16 protein-coding genes are annotated in these 16,323 nt (G+C 70.3%); 7 read left to right on the forward strand and 9 right to left on the reverse strand.

The genetic code is table 11. The features are described from left to right. Positions 1–41 precede the first annotated feature (41 nt). From JW792_RS05550 to JW792_RS05560, 3 genes are all read right to left on the reverse strand, one after another. Positions 42–1,745, reverse strand: a complete 1,704-nt coding sequence (locus JW792_RS05550) for an ArnT family glycosyltransferase (protein WP_241095072.1) — start codon at positions 1,743–1,745, stop codon at positions 42–44. After that, positions 1,742–2,506, reverse strand: a complete 765-nt coding sequence (locus JW792_RS05555) for a glycosyltransferase family 2 protein (RefSeq protein ID WP_135996617.1) — start codon at positions 2,504–2,506, stop codon at positions 1,742–1,744. The genes JW792_RS05550 and JW792_RS05555 overlap by 4 nt, the downstream gene beginning before the upstream one ends. Positions 2,507–2,623: 117 nt before the next feature. Continuing rightward, positions 2,624–3,694 (reverse strand): GNAT family N-acetyltransferase, encoded by a 1,071-nt coding sequence (locus tag JW792_RS05560; protein WP_135996615.1) that lies wholly within the window; start codon positions 3,692–3,694, stop codon positions 2,624–2,626. 273 nt (positions 3,695–3,967) lie between these two features. Here JW792_RS05560 and JW792_RS05565 point away from each other — a divergent pair, with 273 nt between their 5' ends. Genes JW792_RS05565 through JW792_RS05575 form a run of 3 tightly spaced genes read left to right on the forward strand, consistent with a single transcriptional unit; the run spans position 3,968 to position 6,581 of the window. After that, the gene (locus JW792_RS05565) at positions 3,968–4,897 is read left to right on the forward strand and encodes a glycosyltransferase (RefSeq protein ID WP_135996613.1); all 930 of its coding nucleotides are present in this window, start codon (positions 3,968–3,970) and stop codon (positions 4,895–4,897) included. Beyond that, on the forward strand, positions 4,894–5,673 hold the full coding sequence (locus JW792_RS05570; protein WP_135996611.1) for a polysaccharide deacetylase family protein: 780 nt from the start codon (positions 4,894–4,896) through the stop codon (positions 5,671–5,673). Before JW792_RS05565 ends, JW792_RS05570 begins: the two co-directional genes overlap by 4 nt. Next, positions 5,670–6,581 carry a glycosyltransferase family 2 protein gene (locus JW792_RS05575; protein ID WP_135996609.1) on the forward strand — a complete coding sequence of 304 codons (912 nt, stop codon included), beginning with the start codon at positions 5,670–5,672 and terminating at the stop codon, positions 6,579–6,581. The genes JW792_RS05570 and JW792_RS05575 overlap by 4 nt, the downstream gene beginning before the upstream one ends. Here JW792_RS05575 and JW792_RS05580 read toward each other — a convergent pair. Genes JW792_RS05580 through JW792_RS05590 form a run of 3 tightly spaced genes read right to left on the reverse strand, consistent with a single transcriptional unit; the run spans position 6,572 to position 9,975 of the window. Continuing rightward, the gene (locus JW792_RS05580) at positions 6,572–7,825 is read right to left on the reverse strand and encodes an O-antigen ligase family protein (RefSeq protein WP_135996607.1); all 1,254 of its coding nucleotides are present in this window, start codon (positions 7,823–7,825) and stop codon (positions 6,572–6,574) included. The genes JW792_RS05575 and JW792_RS05580 overlap by 10 nt on opposite strands. Beyond that, positions 7,822–8,433, reverse strand: a complete 612-nt coding sequence (locus JW792_RS05585; RefSeq protein ID WP_135996605.1) for a P-loop NTPase family protein — start codon at positions 8,431–8,433, stop codon at positions 7,822–7,824. Before JW792_RS05585 ends, JW792_RS05580 begins: the two co-directional genes overlap by 4 nt. A 57-nt stretch (positions 8,434–8,490) precedes the next feature. Continuing rightward, positions 8,491–9,975 (reverse strand): GumC family protein, encoded by a 1,485-nt coding sequence (locus JW792_RS05590; RefSeq protein ID WP_158291631.1) that lies wholly within the window; start codon positions 9,973–9,975, stop codon positions 8,491–8,493. 92 nt (positions 9,976–10,067) lie between these two features. Between JW792_RS05590 and JW792_RS05595 the strand changes: the two genes are divergently transcribed. Continuing rightward, positions 10,068–10,793, forward strand: coding sequence for a polysaccharide biosynthesis/export family protein (locus JW792_RS05595; protein ID WP_135996600.1), 726 nt, complete (start codon positions 10,068–10,070; stop codon positions 10,791–10,793). A gap of 17 nt (positions 10,794–10,810) precedes the next feature. Here JW792_RS05595 and JW792_RS05600 read toward each other — a convergent pair whose 3' ends face one another. From JW792_RS05600 to JW792_RS05610, 3 genes are all read right to left on the reverse strand, one after another. Next, complete coding sequence (locus JW792_RS05600) at positions 10,811–11,083, reverse strand: SEL1-like repeat protein (RefSeq protein WP_135996598.1); 273 nt, start codon at positions 11,081–11,083, stop codon at positions 10,811–10,813. A gap of 173 nt (positions 11,084–11,256) precedes the next feature. Further along, entirely contained in the window at positions 11,257–12,723 is a 1,467-nt protein-coding gene (locus JW792_RS05605) for a hypothetical protein (RefSeq protein WP_135996596.1), read from the reverse strand. Between the two features lie 82 nt (positions 12,724–12,805). Further along, positions 12,806–13,528, reverse strand: coding sequence for a glutathione S-transferase N-terminal domain-containing protein (locus JW792_RS05610; protein ID WP_135996595.1), 723 nt, complete (start codon positions 13,526–13,528; stop codon positions 12,806–12,808). A gap of 108 nt (positions 13,529–13,636) precedes the next feature. Here JW792_RS05610 and JW792_RS05615 point away from each other — a divergent pair, with 108 nt between their 5' ends. The 3 genes from JW792_RS05615 to JW792_RS05625 all read left to right on the forward strand — a co-directional run bounded on the left by JW792_RS05615 (position 13,637) and on the right by JW792_RS05625 (position 16,323). Then, the gene (locus JW792_RS05615; protein ID WP_206340909.1) at positions 13,637–14,590 is read left to right on the forward strand and encodes an isopenicillin N synthase family dioxygenase; all 954 of its coding nucleotides are present in this window, start codon (positions 13,637–13,639) and stop codon (positions 14,588–14,590) included. A 106-nt stretch (positions 14,591–14,696) separates the two neighbouring features. Next, the gene (locus JW792_RS05620; RefSeq protein WP_241095073.1) at positions 14,697–15,821 is read left to right on the forward strand and encodes a GNAT family N-acetyltransferase; all 1,125 of its coding nucleotides are present in this window, start codon (positions 14,697–14,699) and stop codon (positions 15,819–15,821) included. Positions 15,822–15,888: 67 nt separating this feature from the next. Further along, positions 15,889–16,323, forward strand: a complete 435-nt coding sequence (locus JW792_RS05625; RefSeq protein ID WP_135996589.1) for an HIT family protein — start codon at positions 15,889–15,891, stop codon at positions 16,321–16,323.

Below are 16,323 nucleotides of genomic sequence, written 5' to 3' on the forward strand. Positions count from 1 at the left end.
GTCATTCCGGCAACCGGAATGACGGGGGATCGGAAGGGGTATCATTCGCGCACCCGCACCGCGCTGCGCTCCAGGGTGAAGGCGGTCATCACCAGGTCGTCGCCCTTGACGTAGTTGTACCCGGTGAGCGTGCCGAGCGCCCGCAGCTCGCCGCCGGCCGCCTCGACGACCGCCTGGAAGGCCTCGGCCTGCGTGACGTCGACGAAGGCCATGCCGCATTCGGGATGGGCGAGCACGAACGCGCCTGCTTCGGCCCCGTCCTCGGCGCGCAGGGCGGCGGTGCCGACATTGAAGGCGATGGAGGGCTCGCGATAGCCGGCCACGGCGATCGCGATGTCCTCGCAACCGGCGAGCTGGGCCGCAAACCGGCCCATGTCGCGCGAGATCCACATCGGCGTCACGGCGGGAATGGCGAAGGCGAAGGCGGCCGCATAGGTCGCCGCGGCGGCGACCGCGACGGCGATGAGCCGGTCGAGGCCCGGCCGCAGCACCAGCGCGATGACCGCGAGCGCGGCGACGATCCCCATCGCGAGCGTGGCATAGGCGGCAAGGCCCGGTTCGAGTTCGAAGAAGAGCCGCGCCGCCAGCGGCACGCCGGCCACGACCAGTCCGGCCAGGACGCCGAACGCGGCAAGCGTCCCGTAGAACGCCTTCGAACGCCAGCCGGCGAGCAGCTCCCGCCACCGGTCGAGGCCGAGCGCGACCAGGATCGCGATCGCGGGCAAGGCCGGCAGGGTGTAGTGCGGCAGCTTCGTCGCCACGAGCTCGAACACGACATAGGTCGGCAATGCCCAGGCGATCAGGAACTTCACCCGGTCGTCCTCGCGCCCGCGCCACGCCGCCAGGAGCGCAAGCCCCAGCAGCGCGGAGGCCGGCCACAGCACCAGGGGCGACAGCATCAGGTGATAGCCGAGCGGGCCGCCATGGGCCTCGTGGGCCTCGGTCACCTTGCCGAGCAGCGACCAGCCGACCGCCTTCTGCGCGAACGCCCAGTCGGTCTGCAGATTGATGGCGAGGAACCAGGGCAGGAAGATCGCGAGCGCGAGCGCGATGCCCGGCAGGGGCCGCACCTTCAGGAACAGCCCCGGATCGCGCTTCCAGCCGGCATAGACGGCGAGGGTGAGCGCCGTGATCATGAAGAAGATCGGGCCCTTGACGAGCAGGCTCGCCCCGATCGCGGCCCACATCGCCGCCGGCCAGCCCCAGAAGCCGGGCCGCCGGTTCTGATCCTTCAGGAGGATCATCGCGAGCCCGGCCTGGGCGATCATCCCGAAGCCCAGGAGGATCGCGTCGGTCTTCGCGGTACGCGCCTCGAGCGCGAGCAGGAGCGTCGCGGCAAGCGCGATCCCGGCGGCGAAACCGACATAGGGCGAGAACAGGCGCGCGCCGATGAAGGCCGTCAGCGCCACGGCCGCGAGCGAGAGCAGGAAGCCCGGCAGGCGGTGCGCGCCGATCGGCGCATCCGCGCCGCCGAAGGGCACGGCCGCCGCGGCCTGCAGCCAGTAGGTCATCACCGGCTGCTTGTGGCGCGCCTCGTCCTGGAAGCGGATATCGATGAACTCGCCGGTCTCGAGCATCTGGCGGCTCGCCTGGGCATAGCGCGCCTCGTCGCGGTCCACGACGGGAATCGAGAACAGGCCCGGCAGCAGCGCCGCAATGGCGACCAGCATCAGCACGAGCCAGGCGCGCGGCGAGAGCCGGTCCTCGCCCGGGTCGCGGCTCAGCGCGACGAAACCCCTCCTCACCGCGTCTCTCCCGGTTCGCGAAGGCTCGCGCCGAGCACCAGTTCCTTCGAGGGCACATGGGTGCGCCGCATGATCCAGATCACCCCCATCAGGTCGAAGAAGCCCGCTACGGCCCGTCCGATATTGGTGTATTTCGAGCTGCCCCCTGCGCGCGGACGGTTCACCACGGGCACATTGACCGTCTCGTAGCCGAGATGTCCGGACAGGGCCGGAAGATAGCGGTGCAGCGCGTCGAAGAAGGGCAGCGCCAGGAACAGGTCGCGCGGGATGAGCTTGAGCCCGCAGGCGGTGTCCGGACAATCGTCATTGAGAAGCGTGCGCCGCAGCGTGTTGGCGATCCGCGAGGCGATCTTGCGGCTGCCCCCGTCGGTGCGGTTCTTCCGGTTGCCGGCGACCACGCCGATCTCGCCGACCGTGCCGAGATCGACGACCTGCACCATGTCGAGGACGGAGCGCGGATCGTCCTGCCCGTCCCCGTCCATCGTGGCGACCCAGACCGCCTTCGCGGCGAGCACGCCGGTGCGCAGGGCCGCGCTCTTGCCCGAGCGGTTGGGATGGCGGATGACGCGCACGCGGGGGTCGGCCTGGGCAAGCGCGGCAAGCGCGCCAGCGGTGTCGTCCGCGCTGCCGTCGTCGATCACGATGATCTCGAAGCTGTCGAGGCTGCCGGCGAAGACCTCGAGCGCTTCGCGCACCACGGTCTCGATGCTCTCGGCTTCGTTATAGGCAGGGATGACGATCGAGAGGCGGGGCGCGGTCATCGGCAGGACTCTTCACGCAAGGAGGCTGGCGGACCAGCTTGGCACTGAAAACAGCGCCTTCCTAGCGCGAAGCGGCGCACGACGCCACGCCCGCCTCGCAGGCGGTGGGCCCCGGGTTCAGCGCGCGTGAATGCCCGCCATCAGGTCGATGCGCCGGAATACCCGGCCCGGCAGACCGCCGACGGGACGCGGCAGCGCATCGCCCGCGCGCTCCAGACTGCCGGCAAGCGCGCGCACCGCGCCGGCGAACGAGGGTCGGCCGACATAGCCGCGCACCAGCGGGAACTGCCAGCTGCCGAGCTGGGCCTTGAAGTCGTAATCGCCCGGCCCGAGGTGGATCTCCTGGACACCGTCCTCGCTCAGCGCCTGCGCGAGCCGCATCAGAAGGGCAAGGCCCGGGCCGAACTGGGAGAAATCGGGATCGTAGGACGGAAACCAGTAGTGCATCACGCGCGCGCTGCGCATGCCGACATGAACCGCCGCGAGGCGCCCGCCGATCTCCAGGCTGGAGACCAGACCCCGTGTCTCGCCACGTGAGGCCAGCAGCGCGGACATCAGATCGCGCGTCCAGCCTACCGAGAACACGTCGAGATGGCCGGTGCGCCTGTATTGCGCGCTCTTCCACGCCAGCCCGGCCTCCAGCACGTGCGCGCGCCGGTCGTCGACGCGCAGCACCGCGCCGGCCTCTTCGATCTTCCGCTCGCGGGCACGCAGATTGCGGAACGCCTTCGGCTCGAGCGCAGTGCGGCGGGCGAGATAGGCGTCGAACCCCTCCGACAGATCGATCACCCAGGAACCGTCCTCGATGCGGCCGTGGGCGCGAAACGCCCCCTGGTTACCCGGGACCCCGAAGAAGTCGTACACGGCGATGCCGCCCGCTTCCACGAGGCGGGCGAGATCGATGCGCGCGCCAGGCTCCGCGATCAGCCCGTGATGATCGCCGAGCGGGCCGCCGAGCGGGCGGGCATGGCCGAGAAGACCGGTATGCAGGGGCAGGAAGGCGGCGGGACGGCCGGCCTCGCGCGTCACCAGGACGCGCACGTCGTGGCGCACGCCCGCCATCGCGTCGAGGAAGTCGAGGGAAAAATAGGGGCTCGCCAGCAGCGGGTCGGCGGCGCGGAAGGCACACCAGGCCTCCCGCTCGGCCCGGCCGAGTTCCTCTGCGCGGCAAACCGAGACGTCCGGCATGGTTCGCTCCTGTCAGGCGCACCGCGTTGAAACGCAGCGCGCAACCTTCGCGCGGCTTAAGCCCGCTTTCAGGTCTTCGTGTGCAGGATGCGTGCCGGGCCGCAACCGGGTCGCCGAGCGATCGGCCCCGGCCTTGCATGAAGGGCCCTCCAAGATGCGCCGCCATCCGATCCTGGGACACTGCCGCTCCATGCCGCACGCTCGACCCGCCCTTCCCGCTCTCCCGTCCGCCTCGCGGCGCGGCGTCGAGGCGCTCATCAGGGCGATCGCGCAATGAGCCCCGCCCTGTTCACCGAGACCGTCAATGCGGCCGCGAACTCGGCGGGCACGGCGCACCTGTCCGTGCTGGTGCCGTTCTACCGCGACGACGCGGGGGCCCTGCTGTCCGCCTTCGAGCGGGAGGCCGGGGACGGGACGGAGATGGTCCTCTTCGACGACGGGTGCCCGGACGAGCGCCTCAACGCCGAGACCGCCCAAGCGGTCCTGGCCTGTCCCCGGCCGGCCCGACTCGTCACCGCCCGCAGCAATCTCGGCCGTGCCGGCGCACGCAATGCGCTCGCCCGGCGGGCCCGCGGCGCCTGGCTTCTCTATCTCGATGCCGACATGGTGCTCCCCGCCGGCTTCTTCGCGCGCTGGCAGGAGATCGCCGGGAAGGCCGAATTCGACGCCGCCTTCGGAGGGTTCGACCTTATCGCCGACGAAGCACGCGAACACCGCGTCCATGCCGCGCTCGCCCGCGCCGGCGACGTCGCACCGGCCGCCGCACGGACCGCACGCGGAGCGTCTGCGGTGTGCAGCTCGAACCTCCTGGTGCGCGCCGCGCTGATGCGTACCGTCCCGTTCGACGAGGGCTTCACAGGCTGGGGCTGGGAGGATGTCGACTGGGCCGTGCGCGCGTCGAAGGCAGGCCGCCTCGTCCATGTCGACAACTCGGCCGTCCATGCCGGCCTGCAGCCGGTGGAGGGACTCCTGTCCAAGTTCGCCGCCGGCGGCGCCAACTTCGCCCGCTTTCTCGCCCGCAATCCGGAAATGTCCGTCCTTCCCGGAGCGCGCGCCGCCGTGCTGGTGAAGCGCACGCGCCTGGCATCGCCCGTCCGCCGCCTCTCGGCCGCGGCCGCGCGGTCCCAGGTGCTGCCGGTCCGGCTGCGGGTCCTGGCACTCAAGCTCTACCGGGCGGCCTGCGCAGCGGAGGCGTTGTCATGAGCCAAACCTACATCCCCGCGTCCGGCTTTGCCGGCAAGCTGCGCCGCCTGGCGGCGCGCCGGCTCGCCCGGACCCCGCTCCAGATCACGCTTGACCGGGCACTCGTCAGCTTCACCTTCGACGATTTTCCGATCTCCGCCGCCACGGCGGGCGCGCAGATCCTGGAGGACTTCGGCTGGCGCGGGACGTTCTTCGCCAGCGCGGGCTTTGCCGGGGGCGAGACCCATCTCGGCAAGATGTTCGAGACGCGCGAACTCCTGCGCCTGTGCCACTCCGGTCACGAGATCGGCTGTCACACCTATGCGCACGAGGATGCGAGCCGGATCGGTGCCGGCGATGTCGTGCGCGACTGCGCGCGCAATCGGCGCTGCCTCGAACTGATGGGTCTCGAGAAACCCCTGACCAGCTTCGCCTTTCCCTATGGCGAGGCGAGCCCGGGGGCCAAGGCCGCGCTCTCGCGCGTCTACCGCGCGCTGCGCGGCGTGCAGCCCGGCATCAATCGCGGCGAGGCCGACCGGGCACTGCTCAAGGCGGTGCCGCTCGATGGCGGCCAGGCCGGGCTCGCACGCGCACTCGACCACGTGCGCGATGCGGTACGCGCTCCGGGCTGGCTGATCTTCTACGGCCACGATGTCCGCAACGCCCCCGGACCCTGGGGCTGCACGCCGGAATTCCTGCGCAGCGTCTGCCGCCTCGCCGCCGACCTCAAGTGCGAGGTGCTGCCGATGCGCGAGGCGCTCGACCGTATCGAGGCACGCGAGGTGGAGGCGGCATGAGCCTCAGCGTCCTCATCCCGACCTTCCGGCGGCCGGACGGGCTGTCGCGCGCCCTCGTCAGCGTCTTCGCCCAGACCCGCGCGCCGGACGAGATCGTCGTCGTGGACAATGCGCCCGAAGGCGGGGCCAGGGCAGTCATCGACGCGCTCGCGCCGCGCTCGCCGGCGGGGATCGTCCACGTCCACGAGCCCTCGCCCGGTGTCGCCAATGCCCGCAATGCCGGCTTCGCCGCAGCCAGGGGCCGCCATATCGCCCAGCTCGACGATGACGAGAGCGCCTCGCCCGACTGGCTGCAGCGCCTGATGGAAACGCGCGAGCGCCTCGATGCGCCCGTCGTGTTCGGCCCCGTCGCGGCCCAGGCGCCGCAAGCCGGCGCGCTGCGCCGGGCCTACGTCACGCGCCTCTATTCACGGTCGGGGCCGGGCGCCGACAGCGTGCTGACCAAGCCGTATGGCTGCGGCAATTCCCTCATCGACCGGGCCGCGGCGCCGCTGCCGGCCGAACCGTTCGACCCGGCGACCAACGAGACCGGCGGGGAAGACGACCTCCTGTTCGCACGCCTTGCCGCCCGCGGCACCCGCTTCGCCTGGTCGGCGCGCGCACATGTGGTCGAGCATGTCGATCCGCGCCGCGCGCGCTGGGCCTATCTGATGGCGCGCAGCTTCGCCTATGGCCAGGGCCCGAGCCAGGCCTGCGTGACCGGTGAGCGGGTCCGCCCCCTCAGGCTCGCGGCCTGGATGGGGATCGGCGCAGCGCAGATGGCCGTGTTCGGCGCGGCCGCCCTGCCCGCACGCCTCGCCGGCGCGGAGGCTGCGGCCGCCTGCCTGGACCGCGCCGTCCAGGGGGCTGGCAAGGTGCTCTGGATGGATGCCTTCGGGCCGCGCTTCTACGGTGCGGCTCACGCCTGATCGCGCGGCGCCGACAGCTTGACCGCCGTCGCCACGAGAACGGCCCAGACCAGGCTGTTCTGCTGCAGCATGCTGCTCTCGGAGAGGCTGATCACGCCCCACATCACGAGGAAGGGCAGCGCCCAGTAGGTCTCCCGCCCGGCGAAGAGCCGGGCAAATCCCCCGACGAGCGCGCGTAGATAGACGAACAGCGCGAGCCCGAGGCCGGGCAGGCCCAGCGCAAGCGCGGTCTCGATCCAGGCATTGTGCGCCGTCGGCACGTCCCAGGCGGTCGCCAGGCGCACCCAGTGCACCGGCCCGCCATCGGTCTCCCAGAACGCGCCGTATCCGAACCCGGTCCAGGGCCGCTCCGCAATGAGGCGGACGAGTGCCGCCCAGATGTCGGTACGCCCCGTCAGGGTGGCGTCCCGTCCGAGCATCTCCAGGATCACCCCCGGCCCGATGGCCAGCACGAAGCCGAGCGCGAGAACGCCGAGCAGGCCCGCGCTCATCGTCAGCGCCGCGAACCCGAAGCCCTTGCGGGCGAGTGCGATGGAGCCCGTACCTGCGATCGCGACGAGACTCGCCAGGAGCGCGGTCTTCGACGTCGACAACAGAACGAGCAGGAGCGCGAGCGGGACGAGCGCTCGCCACAGCGCGCCGTAATGCCGGTCGAGCGCGCCCGCGGCCAGGAAGGCGAGCAGCGCCCAGGCCATCATGGCCCCCAGCGTGTTCTTCTCCCACCACAACCCTTTCCAGGCACCGGGATGGATTTCCTGCATCACGCCGAAGCCGGGAACGAGCGCCCCGGCGAGGAAGCTGCCGGCAGCAAGGATCGCGAAGCCGGCTGCGAGAACGCGCAGCAGCTCGCGCCAGCTGAACGCGGCGGCGAGCCAGATCCCGAACAGGGTCGTGAAGACGAGCGCGATCGCCCGGCGCAGCGTCACTCCCGGATCGAGCGACCAGAGCATCGAGGCGAGCGCGAGACCGACAAGAAGCAGGATCGGCCAGGCCCCGCCGAGATGATCGAGCACCGCGCCGGGTCGCGCGAGCATGAGCAGGAGGGTCACGGCATAGACCGGCGGCCAGATCAGGCGCAGCACGGCGGAGGCGTCCGGGTTGGCCGGATCGGCGAACAGCGGCCCGACCAGCGCCTGGGAGAACAGGAGGACCAGGACGACGCCGGCAACGCCTTCAAGCAGCCTCACCCCGGACACGCGCGGCGCCGCCGCGCGCCAGCGCACGGCAAGCTCCCAGGCGCTCACCCGTCCGTCCCCGGCGCGCGGTTGACGACGATCCCGAGAACTCGCCCGCCCGCGGATTCGATGCGGTCGGCGAGCTCCTCCGCCTCGTCGCGGCGGGTCCGCTCGGCGTCGCCGACGAGGATCACGCCGTCGAGATCGCCGGCGATGGCGGTGGCGGCCGGGCTGCCGGCCGGGACGTCGACAAGCGCCAGCGCGCAGGCGGCCCGGACCCGGTCCCAATAGGCGGGCGCCGAGGTGAAGACGACCCGGCGCAGGGTCTCGGGGCGGCGCTCGAAGACCGAAACGAGCACCGGCGCGGTCTCCACCTTGCGCAGGATGAGACGGGCCGATCCTTCCGGGTCGGCGCGCCAGAAGGGTTCGGTCCCGAAATCGGCGTCGTAGGCGGCGCCGTTGAGCCGCGTGCGTCCGGCCTGGGTGTTGGCCGCGAAGTCGAGATCGTAGAGCCAGACGGGACGCCCGCTTTCGCGCGACGCATTGGCGGCGAGCCGGGCGCTGACCCAGGAGGCACCGGCCCCGGCGCGGACCGGCATGATCATGACGGCGCGCCCGCGCTCCCCGCGCGCGACGAGACGGCGCGACAGATCCTGCAATTGCGCGCAAACGGTCATGAGCCGGACTCCCTGGAGACCGAACCTAGCCCGGCGAGGGTTAACGATGGGCTGACGCTACTGGCGCCCGACGCGAGCGAGGACGGGCAGCGGGTCGCGCCTCGGTGCCGGGTGCGCTGACTGGCGCGCAGCGCGAGCGCCCGCGCCGCCCGGATCGGGGGCATGCGGAGGCGGCGAGCGGCGCGGCGCCGGGTCGCGCCAGTCCTGCGCATAGCCGACGAGCAGGCCGAGAAGTCCCGCGAGACCCAGCGCGAACACGCCTGCGCCAGCGATCGCGATCTTGCGCAGCGACTTGGCTTCCGCAGGCGTTTCGGCGCGCTCCACGATCCGCACGGCATCGGCCGCGTCGCCCGACCCTGCGGCCTGGGCGACCGCGTTCGCGCTCTGCTCGGACAGGCGTTCGGCAGCGGTCTCGGCCGCGCTCACCTCCCGGCGAAGGCGATCGTGGGCCGGTGCGAGGGCGCGCAGCCGGTCGGCCTCCGCACGCGCGTCGGCAAGCTGGCGGCGCAGCATGGCGGCAAGCCTGCGCTGCGCTGCGGCTGCCCCGGCCTGCTGCAGGCGCGCGGTCTCGAGCTCCTGGTAGACCGGATTAGCGCCGGTCCGCCTCTGCCCCGCGCCCTGCGCGCCTCCGGCGTCGATGAAGTCGCGCAGCGCCGCGATCTCGCGCTCGATCGCGACGACCGGCGGCGCGTCGGGCAGATAGCGCGCAAGCAGCTCGCGGCGGCGTACCTCGAGGGTCAGGAGCTGGCCGGTCACGTCGTTCTCGACATAGTGCTCGATCGTCTGGGGTATCTCGGTCAGGCGCGCCTCGATCGCGGCGGCGCCGGCCGCGGCGGCCTCGGCTTCGGCCTCGGCCAGCAGCAAGCGGGTCTGCAGGTCGGTCACGCGCGCGACTGCCGCGGCCTGCTCGGCCTCGAAATCGACGAGGCCGTGATCGTTGAGGAAGGCCCGCAGCTCGCCGGCCGCTTCCTGCGCCACGATCTCGGCGCGGGCGAGCCGCGCCCTGAGCTGACCGGCGCCGTCCTCGACGAGCACTTCCTGGCGGTAGTCGAGATAGGCCTCCACGATCGCGTTGAGCACCGTGGCGGCGAGTTCGGGATCGTCGGACTCGTAGGTCGCCGTAATCACGCTCGCATTGGGCGCGCGCGAGACCGAGAAACCCGAGCGCAGGCGTCGCAGCGCGGCCGACGTCGGCTCGGCGCCGCGGCGTTCGATCGCGCGCCGGCGCACGGCATCGGAATCGAGGATCTCGATCTCGGACTGCAGCACCTGGTCGAGCACGAAGGCCCCGCCCGAGCCGGCCGCACCCGGGGTCGGGTCATCCTCGTCGAGCAGGACCAGCAGGCGCGTCTCGGCCTCGTAGGTGGGGGTGAGCAGCGTGTAGGCGGCGATTGCGCCGGGAATGAAAAGCGCAAGAAAAACCAGGATGATGAGAAATTTCTGCGTCCACACGATCGCAGCCAGGTCGAACAGGTCGATCTCCCGGCGGCCATGGGCCGGCGGGGCGGATCGTCCCGGCCCGGAATCGTGAAAGTCGCTCATCACGCCCATCTCGCGCGCGCGCGCTTAATTTTTCCTTAGCCGTAACGGGCCCAGTCTGCCCGGACGGTCTGAATTTCAAGCAAAGGTGCGCCATGGCCTGCCGCCCGCGGCTCCTCGCCGGTCTTGCCCTCGCGGCCCTGCTCGTGCCGGCCTGCGCCTCCGGTCCCGAGCCCGCGCGCGGCTTCGAGCCTGCGCGATTTGCCGCATGGGACGACAGCGCGCCCTCCTACCGGCTTTTTCCCGGCGACCAGATCGAGGTCACCGTCTACACGGCCCCCGAGCTCTCCGGCACGGTGACGATCGCGCCCGACGGGCGCGCTCATCTGCCGATGGTTGGCGCGGTGATGATTTCGCAGCAGAGCGAGCCCGAGGCCGCGCGCGCGATCGCGCAGCGCTATGCCGCCGTCCTGCGCGATCCGATCGTGGAAGTGCGCGCGAGCGACTTCGGCTCGCAGCAGATCCTGGTCGGCGGGGAAGTCAACCAGCCCGGCCTCTACGCCCTGCCCGACGGGCGGACCGGCGCGCTGGAGGCGGTCATGCTCGCCGGCGGCTTCCAGCCGACGGCCAAGCGGCGCGAGGTGGTCATCCTGCGGCGCGGGCCGGACGGGCGGACCATGATGCGCACGGTCGATCTCAATGCGGCGCTGTCGGGCAACGGAGGCGACGCCATCCCCCTGGCGCGTCACGATATCGTGTTCGTGCCGCGCTCGGCGATCGCCGAGGTCAATCTCTTCGTCGAGCAATACGTCAGCAATATCGTGCCGTTCAACCAGGCCTTCGGCTACGCGCTGGCCAACGAGGTGTTCGACGACAACTGACGCGTCCGACGAGTCGACTAGTGGCGGGTGGCGAGCCACTCGCGCGCGGCGCGCTGGGCCGCGGCGATCTGGTCGGAGTCCATCTCCCCGGACAGCTCGCGGCGATAGTGCTTGGCCGCTTCCGAGCCCATCAGGGCCGCGAGATTGAACCATTTGTGCGCCTCGACATAGTCGATCACGCCGCCCTGGCCGGTCGAATAGATGAGGCCCAGCTTGCACAGATCGTCGCCTTTCGGCTCGCCCGTGACCGCTTCGTGGACCTGCGCGGTTTCGACGTCGGTGAACGCCATCTTCAAATCCCCATTCTTGCTGCCGGTCGCCCGCCTTGCTGGCGGTGTCGATCCGGCGATCCCATCCACTCAAGCCCCTTCGGGACCCGTCGTGTGAGAGGGAGAATGGCGCGCCTTGGTATCCACACGGTTAAGGCACATCAAGAATAACGCGTTTTAACCGTTTATTTTCGTTAGATTTTCTTGCGAAGGATTAAGCTCTCCGTACGATTTGCAAACGCGCGCAGTCCGCTCCGCCTGCCCGTGGCGGCCTCCAGGTGCGCGCCGAGCGGTGCGCTGAGCGCAAGCAACAGGGCAAGGGCCGCGAGCCCCGCCGACAGCCGCCAGGCGCCGATCTCCTCCAGCCTCACGCGCGGTGCGCCGTCTGCAAGATCCAGGAGGGCTTCGGGGTCGGCATGCAGGTGGAACAGGGCAAGGGTCTGAGGCCCGATCACGCCGGCAAGGGCGTTGAGGCGGGCGAGATCCTCCGGCGTGCGGACCGCCGCGAGCAGGCGCAGCGCCGCGCCCGTGCCGACCCGCCGTCGAAGCTCCGCGGTGCCGGCAGCGAGCGCGGTGAGCCCGTCGACGTCCGCGCCGGCCAGGCCCTGCCCGGCCGCCGCACCGAGTTCCGCAGCCGATCGCACCGGCTGGCTGTAGATCTCCCCGGCCTCCTCCAGGAAGGGCGCCAGAGACCCGAGCAGCCGGGCCTGCCCGCCCGCATCCCCGGCAAGGCGTCCCGCGAGCTCGGGATGCATGATGTCCGCCTTGCGCGCGGCGAGCAGCAGGCGCGCCCCGGCCGCGGCTCCCCCGCCGGCCTCCAGTGCATCGGCCTCGAGTGCGGCGGCGAGCGCGGCAAGGTTCAGCGCGGCCGGGTCGGGCGCGGGCTTGACGATGAAGCCGGTCTCGCACGCGCCTGTCGCGCGCGGCGTGTCGCGCAGGGCCGCGTACGCCTCTGCGATGAGCCCCTGCACGCCGCCACGCAGCTCCACCGGACGGTCCAGGCGCCCGGCCCAGCCGGGTACGCGGTCGAGCCGCAAGGTGCGGCCGGCCGGATCGGCGAACCAGGCCTCCATCCCCGCCAGCGTACGCCCGTAGAGCCGGTCGGCAGCGGCGAAGCGCTCGCGCACCAGCGGGTCTGCGAATACGAGTTCGGGGGGGTCGAGCCCAGCCTGCCGGGCCTCCTCTAGACGCGCCTCGAGGGCTCGGTCGAGGCGGCGCCGCCGTTGCCAGTCCGGCCTCGCGCGCAGCTCGGCCTCGATCGCGGCGGGCGTACGCGCCTCCGAGAGCACAGCCAGGGCAAGACGCTCGCGCCCCGCCATCGGATCGAGCGCGCCGGCAAGCGAGCGGGCGAGGTCGAGGTCGGGCTGGGGCAGTCGGGCCGGGTCCAGGCTGCCGCGCAGCGCGGCGAGCCAGACATCGCCCGGCGCGGCGCCCTCGGGCACGGTTTCAAGGAAGGCGCGCTCGATGCGCCGCTCCAGCGTCGCCGTCTGCGGCGACCAGCCCGTGCGCGCCTCGTAGGAGACCGCGCCGCGCCAGCCATACCACACCGCACCCGCGGCCAGGGCCAGGAAGAGCGCCGGACGAAGGGCACGCACCGGCACGCTCACGAGCCACCAGACCAGGCGCCGTGCGAGAATCGGTCTGTCCGCCGCGATGTCCACCGAGCCCCTCGCCCCTCCTTCGACCGACCAAGTCAAGCATGGGCGAAGGGCCGATCAAAGCGCGCAGCGAGGCAGGAGACGATTACTCGCGCGCCTTTTGCCCGAAAAGCACAGCGCGGGCCTTCTTCATCTCCTCGGAATCCTCGTCGAGCGAACGGCGCAGGTCCTTGCCGACATCGCGCCCCCGGCGCAGGGCGGGCCGCTCCTTCAGGCGCTCGTACCAGACCTTCAGGTTGGGGAAGTCGTCGAGGTTCTGGCCCTGCCCCTCGGGCAGGATCCAAGGCCAGATCGCCATGTCGGCTATGGAATAGAACCCGGCGACGTAGTCGCGGCCGGCGAGCTGCTTGTCGAGCACGCCGTAGAGCCGGTTGACCTCGTTGGTATAGCGCTCGCGGCCATAGACGATCCTCTCCGGGTTGCTCTCGATCTTCGGGGCGTAGCTGCGGAAATGGTGCGCCTGTCCGGCCATGGGGCCCAACCCGCCCATCTGCCACATCAGCCACTGATCGACATTGACCCGGTCGCGCTCGGTCTCGCCGTAGAACCGGCCGGTCTTGCGCGCCAGATACTGCAGGATCGCGCCGCTCTCGAAGATCGAGATGGGCTGACCGTCCGGACCGTCGGGATCGACGATGGCCGGCATGCGGTTGTTCGGACTGATCTTCAGGAAATCCGGCTTGAACTGGTCGCCGGCACCGATATTGACCGGCTTCACCTCGTAGGGAAGGCCCATCTCCTCGAGCGCGATGGTGATCTTCCATCCGTTGGGTGTGGGCCAGTAGTGCAATTCGATCGGCGCGGTCATAACAGTCGCTCCTTGAAATTGACGTCGCCCTGCAAGGTGGTACCTGCGACAATCCGGTCAAGCGCGCAGGTCTTCACGAGCGCGCGAGCCCGGCTTACACGGATGTCCATGATGACCTCGACCCTCACCCAAGATTCCATCGTCCCGGTCTCCCTGAAGAGCGCCGAGACCGATCCGCAGGGCTTTGCCGACGCGCTCGGCCGCTCGTTCCGCGAATACGGCTTCGCCGTGATCAAGGACCATAGCGTAGATACCGGCGTGATCGGGCGCGCGCTCGCCGACACCAAGGCCTTCTTCGCCCTGCCCGAGGAGGTGAAGCGTAGCTATCACGTTCCGGGCGGGGGGGGCGCGCGGGGCTACACGCCCTTCGGCATCGAGATCGCCAAGGGCGCCAAGGAGCGCGACCTGAAGGAATTCTGGCATCGCGGGCGCGACCTGCCCGCGGGCCACAAGTACGAAAGCTACATGCCGGCGAACATTCCGGTGAAAGAGGTCGAAGGCTTCGATATCTCGACGAAGGCGCTGTACGAGGCCCTCGACGAGATGGGAGCGATCCTCCTGACAGCGATCGCGCGCCATCTGGGGCTGGCCGAGCGCTGGTTCGAGAAGACCGTCGATCAGGGAAACTCGGTACTGCGGCTGCTGCACTACCCTCCGATCGAGGGCACGCCTGGCGGGGTACGCGCAGGCGCGCACGAGGACATCAACGTCATCACCCTGCTGCTCGGCGCGGAAGAAGCCGGCCTGCAGGTCAAGACGCGCAGCGGCGAGTGGCTCCCGATCCAGCCGCCCGAGGGCGCGCTTGTGGTCAATGTCGGCGACATGCTGCAGCGCCTGACCAACAACGTCCTGCCCTCGACCACGCACCGCGTGGTGAACCCCTCGGCCGAGCGCATGAAATTCCCGCGCTATTCCACGCCCTTCTTCCTGCACTTCAATCCGGACTTCATGATCGAGACCCTGCCGGGCTGCATCTCGGACGAGAATCCGAATCGCTACCCGGTGCCGATCACGGCGCACGACTATCTCGACGAGCGCCTGAGGGAGATCGGGCTGAAATAGGGCTGCGCCGGGCGATTGCACCGGCGCCCTCCCTTCCCCGGCCGCAGCGGGCTATATCTCGGAAGCCCCACGGCTGCGCGGAACGTCCATGCCTTTGAAAATCCGGATGATCGAACGCCTCGCCGAAGTCTCCCGGGAGGCGTGGGACAGCGTGGCGAACCCGCAAGGTGCGCCGTTCGAACCGTTCCTGTCCTGGGATTTTCTCGACGCGCTGGAGACCTCCGGATGCGCGGTGGAGGAAACCGGCTGGGGGCCGAAGCATCTGCTCGCCGAGGATGAAGGCAGCGGTGAACTGCTCGGCGTGCTGCCGCTCTATCTGAAGGGACATTCCTACGGCGAGTTCGTGTTCGATCACGGCTGGGCGAACGCCTACGAGAATGCCGGCGGCCAGTATTACCCCAAGCTCGTGACCGCCGTGCCGTTCACGCCGGTGACCGGGAGGCGGGTCCTGGCCCGCGATCCGGCCGTGCGCGGCGCGCTTGTCGACGCCGCGCGCCATGTCGCGGCCGAGTGGGGGCTTTCGGGCTGGCACGTGCTGTTTCCGTTCGAGGCCGAATGGGGCGAGCTGCGCGATGCGGGTCTGCTGGGCCGGACCGACATCCAGTTCATCTGGGAGAACCGCGGCTACCAGAGCCACGAGGATTTCCTCGCCGATCTCGCCTCGAGGAAGCGCAAGGCGCTGAAAAAGGAACGCGGCACCGCGCAGCACGGCCTCGAGATCGAGCGGCTGAGCGGCGACGCGCTCACCAAGCATCACTGGGACGTGTTCTTCGCCTGCTATCAGGAGACCGGCGCGCGCAAATGGGGCTCGCCCTACCTCAATCGCGCGTTCTTCTCGCTGATCCATGAACGCATGGCCGATCGCGTCCTGCTGGTGATGGCGAAGAGAGAAGGCGAGCACATCGCCGCCGCCCTCAACTTCATCGGCTCGCAGGCACTCTACGGACGCTATTGGGGGGCTCTTGAACACCGCGACAGCCTGCATTTCGAACTCTGCTATCACCAGGCCGTCGATTACGCGATCGAACACGGTCTGAAGCGCGTCGAGGCCGGCGCACAGGGGCCGCACAAGATGGCGCGCGGCTACCGGCCGCAAGCGGTTCATTCGGCCCATCACCTGACCCAGGAGAGCTTCGCCCAGGCCGTCGACCGCTTCCTCGCCCGCGAACGCGCGGCGGTGCAGGCCGAGATCGGGGCTCTGGGCGCGGAGACGCCGTTCAAGAAGGACTGACGCTCTGGCCTGAACCCGTGCGAACCGGTAGGTGTTGATCCTCAAACGAGGAAGGGAGATCGCAGCAATGAGCCTGACCGGCAGCTATGACGACGCCAACATCTTCGCGAAGATGCTGCGCGGGGAGATCCCGGCGGTGAAGGTCTATGAGGACGAGGCGGTCCTGGCGGTGATGGACCTCTATCCGCAGAGTCCGGGCCACACCCTCGTCATCCCGAAGGAGAAGGCGCGCAATCTCCTGGAACTGTCCGACGAGATGGCCGGCAAGGCGATCGCGCGCGTCAAGCGCATCGCGCAGGCCGTCGTCGAGGCGCTCGATCCGGATGGGGTCGTTGTCACGCAGTTCAACGGCGCGCCGGCCGGCCAGTCCATCTTCCATATCCACTTCCACATCATCCCGCGCTGGGAAGGCCGGGCGATGGGCCAGCACGGCGGCGGCGGACAGGCCCGCACCGCCGAGCTCGAGGAGCTGGCGGAGAAGATCCGCGCGGCGCTGGACTAG

This window comes from Marinicauda algicola, assembly GCF_017161425.1.
GTDB classification, from domain to species: domain Bacteria; phylum Pseudomonadota; class Alphaproteobacteria; order Caulobacterales; family Maricaulaceae; genus Marinicauda; species Marinicauda algicola.

Bases quoted from the DNA above. Each gene is read 5' to 3' on its own strand.
- JW792_RS05585 (WP_135996605.1), bottom strand. From the start codon at position 8,433: ATGACCGTTTGCGCGCAATTGCAGGATCTGTCGCGCCGTCTCGTCGCG.
- JW792_RS05625 (WP_135996589.1), top strand. From the start codon at position 15,889: ATGAGCCTGACCGGCAGCTATGACGACGCCAACATCTTCGCGAAGATG.
- JW792_RS05560 (WP_135996615.1), bottom strand. From the start codon at position 3,694: ATGCCGGACGTCTCGGTTTGCCGCGCAGAGGAACTCGGCCGGGCCGAG.
- JW792_RS05595 (WP_135996600.1), top strand. From the start codon at position 10,068: ATGGCCTGCCGCCCGCGGCTCCTCGCCGGTCTTGCCCTCGCGGCCCTG.
- JW792_RS05565 (WP_135996613.1), top strand. From the start codon at position 3,968: ATGAGCCCCGCCCTGTTCACCGAGACCGTCAATGCGGCCGCGAACTCG.
- JW792_RS05575 (WP_135996609.1), top strand. From the start codon at position 5,670: ATGAGCCTCAGCGTCCTCATCCCGACCTTCCGGCGGCCGGACGGGCTG.
- JW792_RS05555 (WP_135996617.1), bottom strand. From the start codon at position 2,506: ATGACCGCGCCCCGCCTCTCGATCGTCATCCCTGCCTATAACGAAGCC.
- JW792_RS05620 (WP_241095073.1), top strand. From the start codon at position 14,697: ATGATCGAACGCCTCGCCGAAGTCTCCCGGGAGGCGTGGGACAGCGTG.
- JW792_RS05590 (WP_158291631.1), bottom strand. From the start codon at position 9,975: ATGAGCGACTTTCACGATTCCGGGCCGGGACGATCCGCCCCGCCGGCC.
- JW792_RS05570 (WP_135996611.1), top strand. From the start codon at position 4,894: ATGAGCCAAACCTACATCCCCGCGTCCGGCTTTGCCGGCAAGCTGCGC.
- JW792_RS05610 (WP_135996595.1), bottom strand. From the start codon at position 13,528: ATGACCGCGCCGATCGAATTGCACTACTGGCCCACACCCAACGGATGG.
- JW792_RS05600 (WP_135996598.1), bottom strand. From the start codon at position 11,083: ATGGCGTTCACCGACGTCGAAACCGCGCAGGTCCACGAAGCGGTCACG.
- JW792_RS05615 (WP_206340909.1), top strand. From the start codon at position 13,637: ATGATGACCTCGACCCTCACCCAAGATTCCATCGTCCCGGTCTCCCTG.